Origin of the sequence: Burkholderia sp. MSMB1826, assembly GCF_001526325.1 — a bacterium.
Lineage (GTDB): Bacteria > Pseudomonadota > Gammaproteobacteria > Burkholderiales > Burkholderiaceae > Burkholderia.
This window is the reverse complement of sequence record NZ_LOYN01000043.1, coordinates 195616-218129: the sequence shown is the minus strand read 5'-3', so window position 1 is coordinate 218129 and position 22514 is coordinate 195616. Positions and strand designations below refer to the sequence as shown.

The 22514-nt window shown below is 71.4% G+C and carries 9 protein-coding genes; all 9 read right to left on the bottom strand.

All coding sequences use genetic code 11. The features are described from left to right. Positions 1–11 precede the first annotated feature (11 nt). Positions 12–434, bottom strand: a complete 423-nt coding sequence (locus WS95_RS24665) for a PIN domain-containing protein (RefSeq protein WP_034207291.1) — start codon at positions 432–434, stop codon at positions 12–14. Continuing rightward, entirely contained in the window at positions 431–694 is a 264-nt protein-coding gene (vapB, locus tag WS95_RS24660) for a type II toxin-antitoxin system VapB family antitoxin (protein ID WP_052100282.1), read from the bottom strand. The genes WS95_RS24665 and vapB overlap by 4 nt, the downstream gene beginning before the upstream one ends. 250 nt (positions 695–944) lie before the next feature. Then, positions 945–1961, bottom strand: coding sequence for a GNAT family N-acetyltransferase (locus tag WS95_RS24655; protein ID WP_059785705.1), 1017 nt, complete (start codon positions 1959–1961; stop codon positions 945–947). Next, positions 1961–2800, bottom strand: coding sequence for a N(5)-hydroxyornithine transformylase PvdF (locus WS95_RS24650; RefSeq protein WP_034207289.1), 840 nt, complete (start codon positions 2798–2800; stop codon positions 1961–1963). The genes WS95_RS24655 and WS95_RS24650 overlap by 1 nt, the downstream gene beginning before the upstream one ends. Positions 2801–2888: 88 nt before the next feature. Further along, complete coding sequence (locus tag WS95_RS24645) at positions 2889–5132, bottom strand: TonB-dependent siderophore receptor (RefSeq protein ID WP_059826777.1); 2244 nt, start codon at positions 5130–5132, stop codon at positions 2889–2891. Positions 5133–5177: 45 nt separating this feature from the next. Further along, positions 5178–6554, bottom strand: coding sequence for a lysine N(6)-hydroxylase/L-ornithine N(5)-oxygenase family protein (locus WS95_RS24640; RefSeq protein ID WP_059826634.1), 1377 nt, complete (start codon positions 6552–6554; stop codon positions 5178–5180). Between the two features lie 32 nt (positions 6555–6586). After that, positions 6587–7618: a GNAT family N-acetyltransferase gene (locus WS95_RS24635; protein WP_059826633.1), complete on the bottom strand. Its 1032-nt coding sequence runs from the start codon at positions 7616–7618 to the stop codon at positions 6587–6589. Further along, positions 7608–12593 carry a non-ribosomal peptide synthetase gene (locus WS95_RS24630; RefSeq protein ID WP_059826631.1) on the bottom strand — a complete coding sequence of 1662 codons (4986 nt, stop codon included), beginning with the start codon at positions 12591–12593 and terminating at the stop codon, positions 7608–7610. The genes WS95_RS24635 and WS95_RS24630 overlap by 11 nt, the downstream gene beginning before the upstream one ends. Before the next feature lie 9 nt (positions 12594–12602). After that, on the bottom strand, positions 12603–22277 hold the full coding sequence (locus WS95_RS24625) for a non-ribosomal peptide synthetase (protein WP_059826776.1): 9675 nt from the start codon (positions 22275–22277) through the stop codon (positions 12603–12605). Positions 22278–22514: the final 237 nt, after the last annotated feature.

Sequence of the window (22514 nt, the reverse complement as noted above, 5' to 3'; positions counted from 1 at the left end):
CATTCGCTGCGTCATGCCGAGGCCGCCCAGTCTTCGAGCGGCAACCCCGCGACACGACTGAATTCGCGACCGTTGTTCGTGACGAGCACCGCACCGGCTGCGATCGCGTGGCCGGCGATCGATGCGTCGTTCGCGCCGATCGGCGTGCCACGGGCGGCGAGGTCGGCGCGAATCGCGGCGGTTGCATCGATCGCCGCGGTATCCCACGCCAGCACGCCGTCCAGCCGCGCGACAAAGCTCGTCACGAGGTCGGCATGCTTCGGCGATGCCTTTCTGCCGACTGCACCGAACCGCATTTCGGCATAAGTAACGGCCGATACGACGATCCGGTGCTGCGCGTTGACGCACGACTGCAACCGCGACAGCACCGCGGGCGGCCGCTCGCGCATGATGAACGAACAGATGTTCGTATCGAGCATGTAGAGCGTGGTCACCGGTTCGACTCCGTCGGCACATCGGCGTCGCCGGACAGGTCGAAGCGACCGGTTTCGACGACGGCCGGGCGTTCGGCGAGGAAATCGGCATCGGCCAGCGGTTCGTTCGCGAACGACAGCCACGTGGGGCGTACCGGCCGCAACAGCAGCGTATCGCCCTCGCGGCGGATCTCGAGTTCGGTGACCCCCTCGAACTCCATGTCCTTCGGGATGCGGATTGCCTGGTTACGGGCGTTCTTGAAAATGGAAACGGTGCGCATGAGCCACTCCATGGGAGTACGATGCGCCCATTGTAGACATATGCTGGCATATGTCAATTTGGCGGAATGCGAATCCGCCACTGCGTCCCACGCTGTCGAGGATGTCTGATTCATGCTGCCGGCCTGTCGTCGATGAGAGGAGCGATCCATTCTTCATGACGCAGGCCACGCGGTCCATATACCGGACGGCCAATGCATGCGCATCGCAAGGTCGCGCACACCGTCGCACCGACGCTGTGCGCCGCCCCCGTCATGGCAATCGGAAAGTGTCAAAGAACGTATCGCGCTCGATCACGGTGAGCGCCGCGCGCTTGTGCGGGAAATCGAACTCCTTCAGCGTGTAGAACCCGAGCCGATGCATGTACGCGATATGCCGCACGTGGTCGACGCGCGGCTCGCCGACGAGCCGCTGCGTACGCGGTTCGTCGACGAACATGTAGTGCAGCACCCCGCTCCACCACGCATGCAGCTTGCCGGCGCTCTGGAAACGCGAGTCGCCGATCAGCAGGTGCAGCCCGCGATCGTAGTCGTGCGCATCGTAGAACGGCGCGAGGCGGTCCTCCTTCGCCCAGTAGAACTCGAAATAGCCGAACGGCGTGTCGTCGAAATAGCCGATCGTCGGGTGCATGTGCGGGTCGGCGAGCCGTTCGGCGAGATACGCCGCATGCTCGTCGCGCGTGCCGCGCTGGTCCCAGAAATGCGCGACACGATCGAGGTTCATCCACGTGCTGAACAGGTCCGCGTGCGCGTCGATGTCGACGGTGCGCAGGCTGAACGTCATGCCGACCTGCGGCATGGCGCGGGCATAAATCTCGCCGGCCGGCGACGGCGGCCGCACCGGATGCCGATGGCCGTTCGTGATCGCGTAGCGCAGCGGCATCCCGCCCGACGCGGGCGCCTTCAGCCACGGCCGCGGATTCTGCCAGAACGTCGTGCGCGACACGGTGAGCCGCAGCGTGTCGCCCGCGATCTGCGCGCCGTCGATCACGCCTTCGCGCACCGCACGCGCGACGTACGATGCCACGGCCGCCGCATCGGCGCCGCCGAGCGGCACCGAGATCGTCGCCGCATCGTGCCGCGTGTCGGTGTTGAACAGTGCGACGAAGGTCGCGAGCAGCGCGTCCGGCGCGTCGTCGGGCCGCCATGCGTCGAGCGCCTGCTCGACGACGGCCGCCGCCTGCCCGTGCGCGGCGCCGTCGAGCGCCGCGGCCACTTCACCTTCGACGGCGTCGGCCGCGCCGGCCGGTTTCGTCAGCGTGTCCTGCATCACAATGCTCCCGCGTCGTGGCGATCGGCGAGCACGTGCAGCCCGCGTTCGAGCGCCGGAAACAGGCTGCGTTGGAAGTTGTTCCAGCGCAGTTCGAGAATCGTGTCGTCCGGCGCGATCGGCGTGTCGAGCACGTCGCAGATCACCTCGCCGGAATCGATACCGTTGTCGACGTAGTGGAACGACGCGCCCGTCATCGTCACGGGTTCGACGGATGACGTCGCACCGGTCGCCCAGTCGACCCGTTCGCCGCGTGCGCCGTGCAGCGCGTCGAGCGTCGCCCACGCGCCGCGCCGCTGGTACGGCGAATCGTCGGCCGTGATGCCCGGGTGGATGTTCGCGATGCGACGGTGAAAGCGCGCGCCCGGCCGCACGAGCTCGTCGAGGATCACGAGCAGCCCGTCGAGCACGACGATGTCGGCGTCGAGTTCGAGCAGGCGCTCGAGCAGGCGGCGCTCGAATGCCTGCTTGCCGGCCACGCGCTCGCGCGCGTCGCGCGGCAGCCGCCGGTACGTCGACGCGATCGTGCAGAACAGTTCGTCGACGGGCCGGCCTTGCACCGTCAAGCCTTCCGGCAGGATCCACGGGCGGCCCGGCGTGCGTGCGAACCCGTAATCGGCCACTTTCGCGCGGTCGGACGGCGACCCGTCGTCGTCGTCGACGATCACGCCCTGCAGCGTGTAGCGTTCGCCGAGCGGCGAATCGTTCAGGCGCTCGACGAGGAATTCGAGCGGCGCCTTCATGTAGCGCGTGCCGCCCCGATAAGCGACCGGCTGGCCGGCACGATCGGCCGCGCCGTTGCGCAGCGACTGGATGTAGACGAGATTTTTCTTCGGCATGGAGGCGTCGTGGAAAAAAGCGGACGAAGGCGCCGCGGCCGGCCCGCGCCGGCCACGAAGGCCGGCCGGCGAGCCGCGGCGCGCGACGTCACCAGTTGTATTTCGCGGTCGCGATCACCGTGCGGTCGGTCCCGAAAATGCAGACGTTCGTCGACTGGCAACCGCTGATGTAATGGCGGTTGAACAGGTTCGTCCCGTTCACGGCGAAGCGCCAGTTACGCATGTCGTAATGCAGGCCCGCATCGAACAGCGTGACGCTCGATACCGTCAGCGAGTTGTCGGCCGCACCGGCCGACGCGCTCTGGTAACGAATGCCGCCACCGAGGCCGAAACCCGCGAGCGGCCCCGTGTGCCACGTCCAGTCGGTCCACAGCGACGCCATCTGGCGCGGACGCGGAATATCGACCGGCCAGTTGTTCAGCGAGGCGTCGTTGGCCTGCACGTTCTTCACGTCCTGATAGACGTACGACGCGATCACCGAGAGGTTTCGCGTGAGCTTGCCGGTCGCGCTCAGCTCGATCCCGCGCGAACGCACTTCGCCCGTCTGCACGGACTTCGTGCCGGTGTCGTCCTGGCTCGGCAACGCCGGCGTGAGCACGTTGGTCTGGTTGATCTGGTAGATCGCCGCGTTGAGCATCAGATTCTTGCCGGGCGGCTGCCAGCGCAGGCCGGCCTCGATCTGCTTGCCGCGCGTCGGCTGCGGCAGCCCACCGCCGAGCAGGTTCACGCCGATCAGCGGATTGAACGACGTCGCATAGCTGACGTACGGCGACAGCCCGTAATCGCCCTGGTACGTGAGGCCGACACGGCCGGTGAACGCCGTGACGTCCGCCTTCGTCGACGTGCCGGCCGCGCGGTCGTCCATCCGCATGTTGACCCAGTCCTCGCGGCCGCCGAGCGTCAGCGTCCAGCGGTTCCACTTGATCTGGTCCTGCGCGTACAGGCCGAACGTGTTCATCGTCGTGTACGTATTCGTGCGGAACGTGGCGTTCGGATCCGAGAACACGGCCGTCGTGACGGGCGTATAGACCGGGTTGTACAGGTTCAGCGTCGGCGCGGCGGCAACCCATTCGCTGTCGGTCGCGGTCTGTCGGTTGTACTGGAAACCGAGCAGCAGCGTGTGCTGGAGCGGGCCGGTCGCGAAGCGGCCCTCGAGGTTGTTGTCGATGTCGAAGCGGCTGTAGTTCATCTGGAACACGCCGGCCCACCGGTTGACGGTGGTCAGCGTGTCGTCCGAGAAGCCGTTGCCCCACACCGAACCGTTGTCGAGCGACAGGTGCATCAGGCGCGTGTTCTGACGGAACGTCCAGGCCGGTGTCAGGTTGCGCTCGAACTGGTAACCGACCGACCACTGCTTCTTGCGGTAGTAGTTGAAGTTGCCGTCGCCTTCGTAGATGTCCTTGTCGATCTGGCCGTTCGGGTTCGGCAGCACCGTGCCCTGCGCGGGCAGGAAGTTCGACGAGATGTCGCCCCAGTCCTGCAGGTAGGTCGCGGACAGCGTCAGCGACGTATCCGCGTCCGGACGCCAGCGGAACGACGGCGCGAGCGAGACGCGCTGGTCGTTGTTCGGGCCGGTCAGTGCGTTGCCGTCGCGCGCGACGCCGACGAACCGGTACGCATACTTGCCGTCCGGATCGAGCTTGTCGCCGACGTCGATCATGAACTGCTTGCGCGCGTAGTCGCCGATCTGCACGCCCGCTTCGCGCACGCGCTCGCCGTCGGCGAGCTTGGTGTGCACGTCGACGATCGCGCCCGGATCGCCCGCGCCGTACAGCATCGAGGTCGGTCCGCGCAGCACGCTGATGCTGTCGATCATGTACGGATCGACGCGCCAGCTCGCGAGGTTGATCGTGTTCGGCACCTGCAGCCCGTTCACGTAGGCGGTCGGCGTGAAGCCGCGCAGCGCCGCGTACCAGTCGGAGCGGTTGTCCGACCCGTACGACGAGAAGCCCGGCACGTAGCGCAGCGCCGCGTTCACGTCGGTGGCGCCGGTCATCTCGATCTGCTGCGCGGTGACGACGTTGATCGTCTGCGGGATCTCGTCGAGCGGCGTGTCGGTCTTGGTGCCGGTCGTGCTGCGCTTCGCGACGAGCCCGACCGTGCCGTCTCCCGCCGAGGCCGCGTTGACGGTGATCGCCGGCAGCGTGCCGTTTTGCGCGCCCGTCGACGGATTCGCCGTCGCGCCGTTTTGCGCACTGCTGGCCGACGCCGCGGCGCCCGCGTTCACGGCCGGCGCCGTCTGGGCGTAAGCGTGCCCTGCCGCCGCCGTACCGAACGCCACGCTTGCCGCGGCTGCGATCGCACGCAAACGCGTGCCTGTTGCCCACTCCATCTTCTTCTGCTCCACTTTTTCGTGCGGTCTCCGACCGCGCCTTTGTCAAAGAGCGAAGGCCATCCGGCCCGCGCTCACCCCGTTGTTCGGTCGTTTTTCATGCGTTGCCCGGGCCGCGCCTTCGTCATGCGCGGACGCGATCCCGTCTTCGAGCGACGCGCAGATCTCGTCCGCGCGGCGCGCCAGTACCGACAGCAGCGTGTCGGACAGCCCGTGGCTGTCTTCGCAGCAGCCTTGCAGATAGATGCGCGGCGCGAAGTGCTCGGGCGTCGCGAGCAGGTAGTCGCGCGTCACGTCCCCGCGCGCGAGCGCATCGCCCAGATGCGGCGCGAGGCCTTCGAGCAGCGCCGAATGCGTGTCGCGGCGGTAGCCGGTCGCGAGCACGAGCGCGTCGAAGCGCTCGACGCGCGTGGCGCCGCTCAACCGGTCGCGCAACGTCAATTCGATGCGGCCGTCGGCGCCGCGCACCGCGGCCTCGATCGCGCTGTTCGCGAGCAGCGCATGACGCGGCGTGCCGTCGATGCGCTGCAGGTACAGCATTTCGTAGATCTGCTCGATCAGCGGCCGGTCGACCACCGCGTAGTTCGTGTCGCGATAACGCTCGAGCAGCGCGCGGCGCGCGTCTTGCGGCTGCGCATAGACGACGTCGGTGAATTCGGGGCTGAAGATTTCGTTGACGAACGGGCTGTCGTCGGCCGGCTTCAGCGCGCCCGCACGCATCACGAGGCTCGCGTCGACGTGCGCAAAGCGGCGCGCGAGATCGATGAACACCTCGGCCGCGCTCTGCCCCGCCCCGATCACCGCGACACGGCGGCGCTCGCCGTCGGGCGACGCGACGAGCCGGTCGATGTCGGCCAGGTACGACGACGAATGGATCACGCGGTCGCGGCCGAGCGCGGCGAACGCCTCCGGAATCGCCGGCGTGCCGCCGACGCCGATCGACAGCGCACGCGTGACGCGCTGGCGCTCGTGGCCCGCCGCGTCGCGCGACAGCACGCGCAGTGCGTCGATCTTCGCCCCCTCGCCGCGCACGGGTTCGATCCCGAGCACGGTCTCGCTGTAATGGACGCGATCGTCGAACGCGTCGGCCACCCAGCTCAGGTAGTCGTGGAATTCGACGCGGGTCGGGTAGAAATTCTTCAGGTTGACGAATTCGTTCAGCCGGCCGCGTTCGAACAGGTAGTTGATGAACGTGTAGCGGCTTTTCGGATCGCGCATCGTGACGAGATCCTTCAGAAACGAGATCTGCATCCGGCAGTCGTCGAGCAGCATCCCGCGATGCCAGCCGAATTCCGGCTGGCGCTCGACGAAGCAATGGGCGAGCGTGCGCACGCCGCCGCGCTCCGCGAGGCGCACGGCCAGCGCCAGATTCGACGGCCCGAAGCCCACGCCGATCAGGTCGAATACGGTTTCTCTCTGCATGTCTCAGCTCCCTTGTCGGTGAATCCGGCCCGTCAAACGTGACGGCCGGAGAAGAACGTCTCGCGCAGCGTGCGCATCCACAGCGGCTGCGCGTCGGCCAGCGCGAGACGGCGCTGCCGCGCGAAGCCGTGCCGCGCGAGATGATCGGCAACCCGCGTGTGGCCGGCCGGAACGGCACAGCCGACCGCGTCGGTACGCAGGTCGTCGAGAAACAGGTAATGCACGACGGACGGCAGCCAGCCGGCCACGCGGTGCGGGCCGCGCCAGCGCGGCTCGCCGACCAGCATCCGCAGCCCGCGGTCGTAGTCGCGCGCCGCGACGTGCGGCGCGAGCGCGTCCTCCTTCAGCCAGAACGCCTCGAAATACGCGAACGGCTCGCCGTCGAAGCAGCCGACGAGCGGCGTGACGTGCGGATCGGCTTCCTGCGCGCCTGCCGCGCCGCATGGCGCGGGCCGTGCGCCCGGCCAGCCGTCGCGCACGCGCGGCTCGTCGAACCAGCGCGCGAGCCGTTCGGCGTCCTCCTCCGGCTGCCAGCCGCGCAGCGTGAAGCGCACGCCGAGCGCCGGCAGGTCGCGCGCGTAGACGTCGCCGCGCGGCGCGGGCGGCCGCCGCGGGTGACGCCGGCCGTCGGTCATCGTCGGCAGCATCGCGCACGGCACAAGCGCGCCGACGCGCCACAGATCGGCCTGTTGCGCCCAGCCGTCGCGCACGCAACGGCCGCCGTCGGCGAGCACGCCGCTCGCGCGCAGCGCGTCGAGCGCGACCGCCGGCCAGGCGGCCGGGTCGAGCCGGATCGCCGCGTGGCGCGCGCTGTCCGAGAACGCCGCGGCCAGCGCGGCCAGCAGCGCCCGCCGCTGGTCGGCCGGCGCCGCGCGATGGTTGTAGGCGACGAGGCGCAGCGCGCCGTCGTCGCCGAGCTGCGCGCGCAGCAACTGCGCGCCGATCCCGTCGCCATGCGCGACGCGGATCTCCACGCCGTCGCGCACGGCGAAGAGGCCGTCCGCGAACGCGAGGCGGTAGGTATCGAGCATCGTGAATCCGTCCGGACGCACCTCAGCCAGCATGGCGCGCCTCCTGTTCCGTTTCCGCTCGCGCATCGAGCCGCGCGCCGAGCGCCGCGAGCGTCGGCGCCGCGAACACGTCGGCGATCGTCAGCGCGTGACCGGCACGGCTTGCGGCGTCGACGAAGCGCACGACGTCGAACGACGTCGCGCCGGCTTCGAACAGGTCCGCATCGGGCTCGGGGGCGGCCGTCGCGAACGTGTCCGACCACAGCGCGGCGAGCGCGGCAGCGGCACGCGACGCCATCGCGTGGAGCCGTGTCGCGCCGTCGGCGCGTGGGCCGAACGCGACATGCGTGTCCGCGCGCGCATCGGGCGCGCCGAGCGCGGCTTCCGACGCGCCGGCGAAGCGCGCGACTTCGTCGTGATACAGATCGACGAGCCCGTCGACGAAATCGCGCGCGAGCAGTTCGTCCGCATACGAGAACGCGGCGCTCACGCGGCCGTCCGGATGCTCGACGACGTCGAGCTCCAGCGTAAATACGACGCGATGGCGCACGTCGTCGAATTCGGTCAGCGACAGGCCGGCCCAGTCGCGCGCGGCCGCCCCCGTCGGGCGCAGGTAGTTGAACATCACCTGGAACAGCGGATTGGCCTGCGCGGCGCGCGGCGCACGCAGCGCGGCCACGACGTCGGCGAACGGCACGTCGGCATGCGCATATGCGGCGAGCGCCGTGTCGCGCACCTGCGCGAGCACGTCCGCGCGACGGGCGGCCGGGTCGATCCGCGTACGCACGACGACCGAGTTGATGAACAGGCCGAGCGCCGCGCGGGCCGCGTCGCCCGTGAGCTCGCGCGTCGACGCGAGCACGCCGACCGGCTGGTCGGTCGCGCCCGTCGCGCGGAACAGCGCGGTATTGAGCGCCGCATGCAGCAGCATCGGCAACGTGGCGTGCGCGGCCGACGCGGCGTCGCGCGCGGCGCGAATCAGCGGCGCATCGAATTCGAACGCGATACGGGCCGCGCGCCATTGCGGTACGGCCGGCGCGTCGGCACGCTGCGGCAGCACGCGCGACGGCAGATCGGCGAGCGCATCGCGCCAGTACGCGACACGCGCCGGATCGCACGGCGCGGGCAGCACGAGCGGCAAGGTCGACCGCACGGCTTCGGCGGCCGGCTCGGCGCTGCGCCGCACGCGGGCGACATAGCGGGCGCGCACCGCATCGAGCCATAGCTCGATCGACTCGCCATCCGACACGATGTGGTGAATCGTCACCGACAGCACGTGATCGTCCGCACCGAGCCGCAGCACGCGCGCGCGCCACAGCGGCGCGTCGGCCGCGAGGTCGAACGGGGCGAGCGCATCCGCGTCGGTCAGCGCGGCCGCGCGGGAGCGCGCATCCGCGTGGGACGACAGGTCGATCACCGGCAGATCGACGGCGACGTCCGCGTCGATCCGCTGGCCCGGCAGCGCGCCGTCACGGACGACGAGCCGCGCACGCAGCGCCGGATGCACGGCCGCTGCGTCCGAGAACGCCGCGCGCAGTGCGTCGACATCGAGCGGGCCGCGCACGCGCAGCGCGACCGGAATGTTGTACGCGGCGCTGTCCGGTTGCGCGCGCCACAGGAACCACAGGCCGACCTGCGCGGGCGACAGCGGCCATACGCCGTGCGCGTCCGGTTTGACCACCGCGACGCCCGGCGCCGCGGCGAGCGCATGCCCGGCGCGTGGCGCATCGGCCACCTGCAGCGCGTATTGCGCCAGCACGGGCGCCTCGAACAGCGCACGCACCGGCACGTCGCGGCCGAGCCGTTCGGCCACGCGCGTCGCGACGCGCACGGCCGCGAGCGAATGACCGCCGAGATCGAAGAAGTGATCGCCGCGGCCGACGCGCTCCAGATTCAGCACGTCGCACCAGATCGCCGCGAGCGCGGCTTCGTCGCCGTCGTGCGGCGCCTCGTACGCCCGTTCGACACGCACGGGCGCCGGCAACCTCGCGCGGTCGACCTTGCTGTTCGCGTTGCGCGGCAGCGCGTCGAGCACGATCAGTTGCGCGGGCACCATGTAGTCGGGCAGCGTGCGGCGCAGGTGCGCGTCGAGCGTCGCGGCTTCGACCGGCTGCGCGGCTGCCTGCGCGTCGGCGGTCAGTTCGACGTACGCGACGAGTTGCGCGAGCGCGCCCTGCCCGTGCACGACCGCGCATGCTTCGCGCACCGCGTCGTGCGCGGCGAGCTGCGCTTCGATTTCGCCGAGTTCGATGCGCAGGCCGCGCAGCTTCACCTGGTGATCGACGCGGCCGATGAAATCGAATACGCCGTCCGCGCGGCGCCGTACGAGGTCGCCGGTCCGGTACAACCGCGCGCCCGGCGCGCCGTACGGATCCGGCACGAAACGCTCGGCCGTCAGCGCCGGGCGGTCGAGGTAGCCGCGTGCGACGCCGATCCCCTCGCCGCCCAGATACAGTTCGCCGATCACGCCGACCGGCAGCGGATGCAGCCGCGCGTCGAGCACGTGCGCGGTGCGCGCGCCGACCAGCGTGCCGATCGGCAGATACGCGGCGTCGCCGAGCTTCGCGAGATCGTCGCCGGGACGGAACATCCACAGCGTCGGCGTGATGACCGTTTCGGTCGGGCCGTAGCCGTTGACCACGCGCACGTTCGGCAGCGCACGGCGCAACATCGCGAACGCCTCGCGCGACGTGGCCTCGCCGCCGACGGTCAGCGAGCGCAGCGTCGGCGGCGCGCCGTGCGCGAGCGCCCATTCGGCGAGCTGTGCCGCGCAGCCGGGCGGCACGTAGGTCATCGTCACGCCGTCGCGGATCATCATCGCGCAGGTCTGCGCGGGCGGCCACAGCACGTCGGCCGTCACCGACACGGCGGCGCCCGACATGTATTGCGAAAACCAGCCTTCGTGCGCACCGTCGAAATTGACCGACTGAAACAGCAGGAACACGTCGTTCTCGCCCGCGCCGTAACGCTCGGCGATCGCCGCGCAATGCCGCGCGAACGACGCGTGGTCGACGATCACGCCTTTCGGCTTGCCGGTCGAGCCCGACGTATAGATCGCATAGGCCGCGTGGCCGGGCAGCACGTCCGGCAATGCGACGTGCGCGGCTTCGTCGAGCGCATCGATCGCGTCGGCGCGCCATACGCGCAGCGCCGGCAGTTCGGGCAGCGACGCGGCGCTCGCGGCGTCGGTCAGCACGTGCGCGATGTTCGCGTCGCCGACGATCTGCGCCAGCCGTTCGCGCGGGTGAGCCGGATCGAGCGGCACGAACGCGGCGCCCGACTTCAGCACCGCGATCAGCGCGACGAGCAGGTCGACCGAGCGCTGCAGCGCGACGCCCACGCGCATCTCGGGCCGCACGCCGGCCGCCACCAGATGGCGCGCCAGGCGCGCCGCGCGAGCATCGACTTCGCCGCGGGTCAACGCGCGATCGATATCCGCAACGCCGCGTGCGTCGGGCCGCGCGTGCGCATGCGCGGCGATGCGCGCATGCACCGGCACGAACGGCTCGGCAGCGGTCACGCCGGCCGGCGCGTTCCATGCGAAGAGCTGCGCGCGTTCGTCGGCAGGCAGCCAGTCGAGATCGCCGATCGGTATGTCGGGGCGCGCGAGCGCATCGGTCAGCAGCGTGACGAAGCGCGCGGCCAGTCGGGCGATCGCATCCGCGTCGAACAGGTCGAGCGCGTAGATGAAGGCGGCGTCGAAGGTGCCGTCCGGCGTCGCTTCGACGGACAGCGTCAGGTCGAATTTCGCGGACGGCGTGCCCGACGGCAGCAACGCGGCCGACGCCGCGCCGAATGCCGGCAGCGCGCGGCGTTCGCCGTACGCGGCCATCACCTGGAACAGCGGATGGTGGCTTGCGCTGCGCGGCACGCCGAGCGCGTCGACCACCTGCTCGAACGGCACGTCCTGGTGCATCTGCGCATCGACGAGCGCGCGCTGCGTCCGCGCGACCAGCGACGAGAAATCGCCGTGCGCGGGTACGTCGACGTCGATCGCGAGCGTGTTGACGAAGAAGCCGATCAGGCCGGCGACTTCCGCGCGCTCGCGATTCGCGGCCAGCACGCCGACGCAGATCCGTGCGTCGCCGGTCGCGCGCGCCAGCAGCGCGTCGAGCGCCGCGAGCAGCACCGCGAACGGCGTCGCGCCGGACGCGGCCGCGAACGTGCGCAACCGCGCGCCGAGGCGCGTGTCGAGCGAAAACACATGACGCGCGCCGCGCGCACTGCGTCGCGCCGGCCGCGCGGCCGCGCCGGGCAGCGTCAGCACGCCGCGCTGCGGATCGAGCCGCTCGCGCCAGAACGCGAGCTGACGGTCGCGCTCGCCGGCGTCGAGCCAGCGGCGCTGCCACAGCGCGTAGTCGGCGTACTGGATCGGCAGCGGCGCGAGCGGCACCGGCTCGCCCGACGCATACGCGCGATAGAACGCCGCGAGTTCGTCCAGCATCACGCCCGACGACCAGCCGTCCGACACGATGTGATGCACGGTGAGAGCGAGCCAGTGATGCGTCGCGTCGAAGCGAATCAGATGCGCGCGCACGAGCGGCGCCGTGCCGAGATCGAACGGCTCGGCTTCGTCGGCCGTCGCGAGCGCTTGCGCGCGCGGCACGCGCTGCGCATCCGGCAACGCGTCGAGATCGGTTTCGCGCCACGGGCAGCGCAACGGCGCGCGGATCGTTTGCGCGACGCCGTCCTGCGCTTCGTCGAAGGTCGTGCGCAGCGCCTCGTGGCGCGCAATCAGCGCATCGCAGGCGAGACGCAGCGCATGCACGTCGAGCGGGCCCGTCAGCGCCAGGCGCTCGGTGATGTGGTACGCGTGCGGCGCATCGATCAGCCGCGCGTGCAGCCACAGCCGCGTCTGCGCGAACGACGCCGGCACGCGGTCGCTGCGCGGCGTGCGCGGCGGGATCGGCAGCACGCGGAAGTCGATGCCGGCCGCGCCGAGCTTGTCGATGAAGACCGCGCGCTGCGCATCGGGCAGTTGCGCGAAACGCGTCGCGAGCGCGAGCCAGTCGGGTTGCACCTTCGTCATCCGTCGTCCTTATTGGGTTTCCAGTTCGCCGAGCAGCGCGTCGATCGCGCTTGCCGCATCGGTTGCGCCGCGTGCCGCGCAGGCCGCGTCGATCGCTTGCGCGCAGCGCGCCAGCGTGCGCGTGTCGAACAGCGTGCGCAGCGGCAGCGCGAGCCCCCAATGCAGGTTGGCCTGCGCGTGGGCCTGCGTCGCGAGCAGCGAGTGGCCGCCGAGCAGGAAGAAATCGCCGTCGCGGCCGATCGCGTCCACGTGCAACACGCGCTGCCAGATTGCCGCGAGCGCACGTTCGGTATCGGTCGCGAGTTCGACGGCTTCGGCCACTTCACGCACCGGCGCGGGCAGCGCATGGCGATCACACTTGCCGTTCGGCGTGACGGGCAATGCATCGAGTTCGATCAGCTGCGACGGCACCATGTACGCCGGCAGTTGCGCACGCAGCGCATCGAGCAACGCCGCGCGGTCGAGCGGACCCGCGTCGCCGCGGGCGACGTAGCCGATCAGCTGCTCGTCGCGCACGATCACGACCGCGTCGTTGACGCCCGGCGCCGCGCGCAGCAGCGCCTCGATCTCGCCCGGCTCGATTCGCTGGCCGCGCAGCTTCACCTGCGTATCGACGCGGCCGAGGTAGTCGAGCGCGCCGTCCGCGCGCCGGCGCGCGAGGTCGCCGGTGCGGTACATGCGGCCCCCCGGCACGAACGGGTCGGGCACGAAGCGCTCGGCGGTCAGCGCCGGACGGCCGAGATAGCCGCGTGCGAGGCCCGCGCCCGCGAGATACAGTTCGCCGGTCGCGCCGGCCGGCACCGGCTGCCACGCGGCATCGAGCACGTGCAGTTGCAGGTTCGCGATCGGATGGCCGATCGGCACCGCGACCGCATGCGCGTCGTCGGGGCCGCAGGTCCAGTGCGACACGTCGATCGCGGCTTCGGTCGGCCCGTACAGGTTCACGAGCGTCGCGTTCGGCAAGAGGCGCGCCATCTTCCCGACGAGTTCGGGCGCCAGCGCCTCCCCGCTCGCGACGATCAGGCGCACGCTGTCGCATTGCGCGGCGGCCGAGAAGTCGTCGAGATACGCGGCGAACGCCGCGAGCATCGACGGCACGAAATGCAGCACCGTCACGCCGTGCGCGTGGATCGCGGCGGCCAGACGCGCCGGATCGCGGTGGTCGCCCGGCGCCGCGATCGCGAGCTTCGCGCCGATCGCGAGCGGCCACACGAATTCCCACACCGACACGTCGAAGCCGAACGGCGTCTTGTGCAGCACGACGTCGTCGCGCGTCAGCCGGTACGCGTGCTGCATCCACGCGATCCGGTTCGCGAGCGCGCCGTGCGTGTTGCCGGCGCCCTTCGGCTTGCCGGTCGAGCCGGACGTGTAGATCAGGTACGCGAGCTGCGCGTCGTCGATCGCGGCGGCATCATCGTCGGTATCGCCCGCTTCGTCGGCCAGCAGTTCCGCGACCGTCAGCAGTTGCGTCCCGGCGCCCTCGCCCAGCGCGGCCTCGACCTGTTCGCGCAGATGCGCCTGCGTGATCGCGACGGCCGGCCGCGCGTCGCGCAGCAGGTACGCAATGCGCTCGGCCGGATAGTCGGGATCGACCGGCAGATACGCGGCGCCGGCCTTCAGCACGCCGACGAGCGCCATCACCATGTCGAACGAGCGCTCGACGCACAGCGCGACCGGCGTATCGGGCTGCACGCCCCGCCGGCGCAGCGCGGCGGCGATGCACGACGTCGCGGCGTCGAGTTCGCGATAGGTCGCGCGCTGCACATGGCCGTGAGCGTCCGCGTATTCGAGCGCGGTCGCGTCGGGCGTCGCCCGTGCCGCGTCGCCGAATTGCAGGTGCAGCGGCTGCCGTCGTTCCGTCGGCCAGGTGCGCGCGGTGTCCTGCGCACGCGTCAGCGCATCGCGGGTCGCATCGTCGGCGATCGACAGCGTGCCGAGCCGCGCGTCCGGCGTCCGGGCCAGCGCATCGAGCGCGCAGGCGAAGGCGCGGTGCCAGGTCTCGACCTGACGCGCGTCGATGCGCGCGGTGTCGTAGCCGTAGTCGATCGTCAGTTCGACGCCGGTTTCGATCACGAGCGTCAGCGCGAAATCGGTCGCTTCGATGCTGCGTACGCCGCTCAACGCCAGCCCGCGCGGATCGGCATCGCGCGCGGTGTCGTCCACCGGATAGTTCTCGAATACGACGAGCGTATCGAACAGTGCGCCGCCCGCCCCGCGCGCCCAGCGCTGGATGTCGGCGAGCGGCGTGTGCGCGTGTTCGGCAGCGGCCGCGTTCTCGCGTTGCAGCGTTTGCAGCCAGTCGGCCGCGCGTTGCTGCGGCGCCGGCGCGGTGATCACCGGCAGCGTGTTGATGAAAAGACCGAGCACCGAGTCGACGTCCGCGAGCGCATCGGGACGGCCCGCGACGGTCGCGCCGAACGCGACGGCCGGCTGGTGCGTCATCCGCTGCAGCGCGAGCGCCCATGCGCCCTGCACCAGCGTGTTGACGGTCAGTTTCAACGCGCGGGCGGTCTGCGCGACGCGCATCGTCGTGTCGGCGTCGAGCGTCGCGCGCCACGTGACCATCTCGGCATCCGCGCGGTCGGCCGTGCGTTCCGCGATCAGCGTGGGCGCATCGAGCCGCGCCAGGCGCTCGGTCCAGAAGTGCTCGTCGGCGTTGCGGTCGCGCGTGCCGAGCCACGCGATGAAGTCGCGATAGCGCAGCGCCGGACGGCTCGCGAACGGCGACACGGCGTCGGGGTCGCGGTAGTCGCGCAGCACGTCGGCGAGCAGCCGCGCGGTGCTCCAGCCGTCGAGCAGCACGTGGTGACGCGTCCATACGACGCGCCATGCGTCGTCCGTCACGCGGATCAGCGTGAGCCGCATCAGCGGCGGCTCGCGCCAGTCGAAGCCGCGTGCGCGATCGGCCGCGAGCCACGCGTCGAAATCGGCGTCGAGCGTGTCGCCCCGCGTGCGCCAGTCGAGCTGCTCGACCGGCATGCGCGCGTGACGATGCACGCACTGCAGCGGCGCGGCTTCGTCGGGCATCACGCTCGTGCGCAGGATGTCGTGACGCGCGACGGATGCGTCGAACGCGGCCGCAAGCCGGTCGGCGTCGAGCGCCGTTGCGGTCGCGACGAGCTGGTTCACGTAGCTCGCGTGGCCGGGCGCGAACAGCGCATGGAACAGGATGCCCTGCTGCATCGGCGACAGCGGATACACGTCGTCGATCGCGCGCCAGTCGAGCGGTGCGCGCTCGATCGCGGCCTGCGTGAGACCGGCCGCCTGCGCGAGCGGGAAATCGCCCGGCGTCGCGCCGGCGCCGCGATGCGCGACGCGCGACGCGCAGGCATCGACGAGTTCGCGCAGCGCGAGCGCGAAGCGTTCGGCGAACGCGTCGATCGTCGCGCGTTCGAATTGCGGCGCACCGTAGACCCAGTGAATTTTCAGCGTGCGCGCGCCGTCGCCGTCCGCGTCGAGGTACGCATGGATCGCGAGCGTATTGCCGAGCGGGCCCTGCGGGTCGCGCTCGACGCCGGTGCCGCCGAAACGCGGGACGAGCATTGCATCGCGCGGCGCGTCGAACTGGCCGAGATAGTTGAACGTGACGCGCGGGCGCGGCACGGCGGCCAGCGTCGCGCGCGTCGCCGTATCGCCATGGTGCGCGAGCACGCCGAAGCCGAGCCCCTTGTGCGGCACCGCGCGCAGCGTGTCCTTGACCGCGCACAGCGTGTCGCGGGCCGTCGCTTCGACCGGCAGCGTCACCGGGTAATGACTCGTCAGCCAGCCGATCGTGCGGCTGGCATCCGCGTCGTCGAACAGCGCTTCGCGGCCGTGCCCTTCCAGTTCGACCCGGCACGATGCGGCGCCGCGCGCGCCGGCCAGCGCCAGCGCGAGCGCCGCGCCGAGCAGCTCGATCGTCTGCGTGCGATAGGCCGCGTGCGCGTCGGTCAGCGCGGCGCGGGTCAATGCCGCGTCGATCGTCTGCACGACGACGGCCGCGTCGGCGTTCGTCGCCGCTGCATCGGGGTGATCGGGCACGATGTCGTCGCCCTGCGCCATGCCGGCCCAGTAGGCGGCTTCGGCGGCGAACGGCGACGCCGGTTCCGTTGCGGCGCGGGCGAGCCGGGCGGCCCACACGTCCGCGCGCAGGCCCGGTTGCGACAGGCGGATCGGCGTGCGCTCGCATGCGGCGCGATAAGCGGTGTCCAGGTCGTCGAGCAGAATTCGCCACGACACGCCGTCGACGATCGCATGGTGAATCGCGAGATAGAGCCGCGTCGAACCGTTCGGCAGCCGTGCCGCGCACGCGCACGCGAGCGGCCCGCTGCCGAGGTCGAGACGGCGTTGCAGCGCGTCGAAGCGCGCCAGCGCGTCGGCTTCGTCGCGCGCGGCGACTTCGACGAACGGCAGCGCGTCGTACGGCTTCGCCGCATCGCTCGCGTGCCACGTGCCATCCGCGCCGCGCGCGAAGCGCTGACGGAACGCGTCGTGATGCGTAAGCAGCGCGTCGAATGCGCGAGCGAACGCGTCCGCGTCGAACGCGCCGCGCACATCGAACGACACCGCCTGGTTCCAGTGGCCGCGGTGCGGGATATCGAGCGCGAAGAAGCGTTGCTGCGCGGGCGTCAGGATCGACGTGGCAGCCGGCAGCGCGACGGCAGTCGCGTCCGCGCTTGCTGGCCGGGCGGCGATGGCCGTATCGTCCGTTTTCGCGATGCGTGCGAGTTCGGCGACGGTCGGCCCGTCGAACAGCTGCTTCGGCGTGAAGCGCACGCCGCGCTTGCGCGCACGGGCGATCACCTGCAGCACGAGGATCGAATCGCCGCCGAGTTCGAAGAAATTGTCGTCGCGGCCGACTTTCGGCGCCTTCAGCACGGCCTGCCAGACGTCGGCGAGCACCGTTTCGACCGCGCCCTGCGGCGCATCGCCGGACGCGACCGCGACCGGCACGGCCGCCCGCTCGCGCAATGCCGCGCGATCGATCTTGCCGTTCGCCGTCACGGGCAGGCGCGCCAGCGCGACGAACTGCGCGGGCACCATGTAGTCGGGCAGCGTCGCGGCGAGCGCGGCGCGCATCGCGGCCTCGTCGAATGTCGCGCCGTCGCGCATCACGACGAACGTCGCGAGCCGCAGGCGGCCATCGTGCTCGATCGCGAGCGTTTCGGCCTGCGCGATCGGGCCGGCCGCGCGCACGGCCGCACTCACCTCGCCCGGCTCGACGCGGTAGCCGCGAATCTTCACCTGGTCGTCGATACGGCCGAGGAAGACGAGGCGGCCGTCCGCGCGCAACCGCACGCGATCGCCCGTGCGATACAGCCGCGCGCCGGGCGTGAACGGATCGGGCACGAAGCGCTCGGCGGTTTGCGCGGGGCGCCCGAGGTAGCCGCGTGCGACGCCCGGCCCGCCCAGATACAGCTCGCCCGTCGCGCCGGCCGGCACGCACGCGCCGAACGCGTCGAGCACCAGCGCGCGCGCATTCGGCAGCGGCACGCCGAGCGGTACGCCGCTCGCGGGATCGCGCGCGCCGGCGGCGATCGACGCCGTGTCGCATGCGATCGCGCCGACCGTCGCTTCGGTCGGCCCGTAATGGTTGATCACGCGGCAGGCCGGTGCGAGCGCGGCCAGCCGCGCGACCAGCGCCCACGTGAGCGCTTCGCCGCCCGTGACGAGCGCGTGGCGCGGCAGCACGTCGGCCGGCGCGCGCGCATCGAGCAGCGCCTGCAGATGGCTCGGCACGATCTTCAGCACGCCGACGTCGCGACGGCGCATTTCGTCGGCGAACAGATCCGGATCGAACGCGCACGCGGCCGGCAGCAGGTGCAGCGTGCGGCCCGCGCACAACGCGCCGAACAGCGTCGTGTGGCCGAGATCGGCCGCAACGGTCGACACCATCGCGAACGACGCGTCGGGTGCGAATGCGAATTCGTCGAGCATCCCCTGCACGTAGTCGGCCAGCGCGCCGTGCGAGACGACGACGCCCTTCGGCGCGCCGGTCGAGCCCGACGTATAGATCAGGTACGCGCCCTGTTCCGGGTGCGGCGCGACGCGCACGCCGGCCGCATGGGCGAGCGTCGCGTCCTGCACGAGCGCGTCGACGTCGAGCGGCTGCGCGTCGAGGCCCGCCGGCCACGCAGCCGGCTCCGCGACGAGCGCCCAGCGCGCGCCGCAGTCGGCCGCCGCCGCGGCGAGTCGCGCGGCCGGCTGCGCGGGATCGAGCAGCACGGCCAGCGCGCCGGCTTTCAGCGCGCCGAGCAGACCGACGACGAAACGCGCCGAGCGCTCGATGCAGACGACGACGGCCGCTTCGGCGCCCACGCCGCGTTGCGCCAACGCCCGCGCGATGCGGTTCGATGCGTCGTCGAGCTCGGCGAACGTCAGCGATGCCGACGCGTCGGAAAGCGCGATGCGATGCGGATACGCGGCCGCCTGCCGGGCGAATGCGGCGACGACGTCGGCATGCTCGACTTGCAGCGCACGGCCGTTGCGCGGCTGGCGCGCCGCTGCCGAAGCGTCGCACGGGAGCGTGGCCGTCGGGTGCTGCGGATCACGCGCGGCCGCGCCGACGAGCGCCGCATAGCTGTCGAGCCATGCACGCGCGGTATCGGCGTCGATGCAGTCGGTCGCATAGGCCGCGACCAGTTCGATCCCGTTCGCGTCGTCGGTGAAATCCAGCGCGAAGTCGAAGCGCGCGGCGAGATCGGGCCCCGGCGTCGCGACCGCCGTGGCGCCCGGCAGCACGCTGTCGTGCCGTGCGTCGAACTGCTGCGCGAACTTCACCCGCAGCCATTCGTCGCCGCGCTTGACGGGCGGTTTCACGGCGTCGACGACGCGCTCGAACGGCACGTCCTGGTGCGCGACCGCGTCGAGCGCCGCGGTGCGCGCCGCGTCGACGAGCGCGCGGAACGGCAGCGTCGGCGCCACGCGTACGCGCAGCGCGACCGTATTCAGGAAAAGCCCCAGCAACGCACGCGTTTCGGGGCGCTGGCGATGCGCGACCGGCACCGCGACGACGACGTCCGTTTCGCCGGTCAGGCGCGACAGCCACGCGTCGAGCGCGGCCAGCAGCACCGTGAAGACGGTGGCCCGTGCGTCGCGTGCGAGCTGCCGCACGTCGGCTGCGACCGCGTCGGGCAGGCGCACCGACACGCGCGCGCCGTGCAGCGTGCGTACCGCGCCCGGCTGGCGGTCGACCGGCAGCGCGAGCGGGCCCGGCACGTCGCGCAACGCGCCGCGCCAGTAGTCGAGCTGGCGCGCGCCCTCGCCGCCAGCCAGCATGTCGCGCTGCCAGGCCGCGTAGTCGGAATACTGGATCGGCAATTCGGGCAACGACGGTTCGCGGCCTTCGGCATACGCGCGGTACGCAGCCGACAGTTCGTCGAACGCGCAGCGCGAACTCCAGCCATCGGTGATCGCGTGATGCGCGGTCAGCAGCAGGCGGTGACGATCGTCGGCGAGCGCGATCAGCGTCGCGCGCAGCAGCGGGCCGCGCGCGAGGTCGAACGGCTCGGCCGCGTCGCGCTCGGCGAGTCGGGCGGCTTGCGCGTCGCGGGCGGCCGGCGGCTGGTCGCGCAGGTCGACCGCGGCGATCGGCACCGGCAGATGCGCATGAATCCGCTGCATCACGACACCGTCGTCGTTGTCGACGAGCGTCGTGCGCCAGGCTTCGTGACGGCCGATCACGTGATCGAGCGCGCGCTGCAGCGCGTCGCGGTCGAGCACGCCGTCGATCGTCCAGTGTGCGGCGATGTGATACGCGGCGCTCGCGTCGCGCGTTTGCGCGAGCACCCAGAAACGTTGCTGCGCGAGCGACGCCGCACGGTCGACGTGCGGCGCACCCTGCGCACCCGGCGCCGCCGCATCGGCCGTCGCACGGCGCGCGGCAATCGCGGCCACCGGTTCGCCGGTCTCGCGTTCCGCCCGGTCGAGCGTTGCGGCCAGTTCGGCGAGCGCCGGATCGGCGAACAGCGTATCGAGCCGCAGATTCACGCGCACGGTGGCGCGGATCGCGGCCTGCAACTGCATCGCGGCGAGCGAATCGGCGCCCAGCGCGAAGAAGCGATCGTCGCGCGACGGCGCGACGTCGAGGCCCAGCAGCGTCTGCCAGAGGCCCGCGATCTGCCGTTCGGTCGGCGTGCGCGGCGCCTCGCCCACGGCTTGCGCCGTGTCGCGCGCGGCGGCGATCCGCTCGCGCAGCGCGGCACGGTCGAGCTTGCCGTTCAGCGTGTACGGCAGCGCATCGCAACGCACGAACCGATGCGGCTGCCACGCGGCCGGCAAGTGCGCGGCCACGTGCGCCTTCAATGCGGCATCGTCGGCCGCCGCGCGCAGCGCGACGCACGCGATCAGCCGCGTCGGCCCATTGGCGGTTTCGGCCACCACGGCCGCGTCGGCCACGGCCGGGTGCGCGCGCAGGCATGCGGCGATTTCCGCCGGCTCCACGCGCACGCCGCGCACCTGAACCTGATCGTCGAGGCGCCCGAGATAGTCGAACGCGCCGTCGTCGCGCTGGCGTGCGAGGTCGCCGGTGCGATAGACGCGCGCACCGGGTTCGCCGTGCGCATCGGGAATGAAACGTTCGGCCGTGAGCGCCGCGCGACCGTGATAACCGCGTGCGACGCAGACGCCGCCGAGCAGCAACTCGCCCACGCCATCGGCTGCAGCGCCGTCGATGCGCGCCACGCGCGGGCCGATCGCGCGGCCGATCGGCAGCGACGCATACGCGTCGTCCGCGGCCAGCGCCGGCGTTTCGCCCGGCTCGACCGGCCACAGCATCGGCGAGATCACGGCCTCGGTCGGCCCGTAACCGTTGATCAGGCGGACTGCCGGGAACGTGCGGCGCACGCATTCGAACGCCTGCTGCGGCAGCGCTTCGCCGCCGAACGCGAGGACGCGCAAGGCCGGCGGCACGCCGTCGCGCGCGGCGACGGCCGCGAATTCGCGCAGGTAAGCGGGCGGAAATGCCGCGACGCTGACCGCTTCGCGCACCATCAGCGCATGCGCGGCGTCCGGCGAGAACGGCTGCGGCGGCGCGACGACGATGCCGGCGCCGACCGCGAGCGGTGCGAGCCAGCATTCGTGCGCGGCGTCGAAATTGACCGACGCGAAATGCAGCAGACGGTCGCCCGCCTCGATCGGCAGCGCGGCCGCGAGCGCGTCGCAATGCGCGGCGAGCGGCCCGTGCTCGACGACCACCGCCTTCGGCGTGCCGGTCGAGCCCGACGTATAGATCATGTACGCGGCCGAACGCGGGTGCACGGTCGTCGCGTCGTCGTCGAACGCATCGTCCTGCACGACACCCGATACGTCGGCCGTCGCGTCGAACGCGTGTTCGAACGGCGCGCCGAGCGCCGCGCGGCCGGCGGCGTCGACGATGCCGTGCCGCAGTTGCGCGTCCTGCACGATCCAGTCGAGGCGTGCGGCCGGATGGCGCGGATCGAGCGGCACGAACACGCCGCCTGCCTTGAGCACGGCCAGCAGCGCGACGAACAGTTCGCACGAACGCTCGACGCACACGCCGACCCGCACTTCGGCGCCGACGCCGGCCGCGCGCAGTTGCCGGGCGAGTTGCGATGCACGTGTGTCGAGCGCACCGCGCGACAGGCGCAGGTCGTTCTGGAAAGGCACCGCGATCGCGGGTGCGTCGGGCGCGATGCGCGCCAGTGCGCGGATTCGGTGATGCAGCGCAGTCGGGAAACTCGTCATGTGCGTGAAGTCCTTCGGTCCGGCCGCTTCGGCCAAGTCTCGGGGCCGCTTGGGGCGGCTTCACTGGTGTGACGAACGACGCGGCCGATTTTTTACCGTTTTGCCCGCAAAGTGCGCGCGACCGTTTTTTTGACGATCGGGCTAAATATTTGCGCGGCCCGTTCGTCTATCAGGCAGGAACGCCGCAACGGGGCCGGTCCCGCCCGCTGCGTTCGCGCCGGATTTGCCGTTTTTGCG

Coding starts and splice junctions, on each gene's coding strand:
- WS95_RS24625 (WP_059826776.1), bottom strand. CDS start 22,277: ATGACGAGTTTCCCGACTGCGCTGCATCACCGAATCCGCGCACTGGCG.
- WS95_RS24655 (WP_059785705.1), bottom strand. CDS start 1,961: ATGCAGGACACGCTGACGAAACCGGCCGGCGCGGCCGACGCCGTCGAA.
- WS95_RS24650 (WP_034207289.1), bottom strand. CDS start 2,800: ATGCCGAAGAAAAATCTCGTCTACATCCAGTCGCTGCGCAACGGCGCG.
- WS95_RS24640 (WP_059826634.1), bottom strand. CDS start 6,554: ATGCAGAGAGAAACCGTATTCGACCTGATCGGCGTGGGCTTCGGGCCG.
- WS95_RS24645 (WP_059826777.1), bottom strand. CDS start 5,132: ATGGAGTGGGCAACAGGCACGCGTTTGCGTGCGATCGCAGCCGCGGCA.
- WS95_RS24630 (WP_059826631.1), bottom strand. CDS start 12,593: ATGACGAAGGTGCAACCCGACTGGCTCGCGCTCGCGACGCGTTTCGCG.
- WS95_RS24635 (WP_059826633.1), bottom strand. CDS start 7,618: ATGCTGGCTGAGGTGCGTCCGGACGGATTCACGATGCTCGATACCTAC.
- vapB (WP_052100282.1), bottom strand. CDS start 694: ATGCGCACCGTTTCCATTTTCAAGAACGCCCGTAACCAGGCAATCCGC.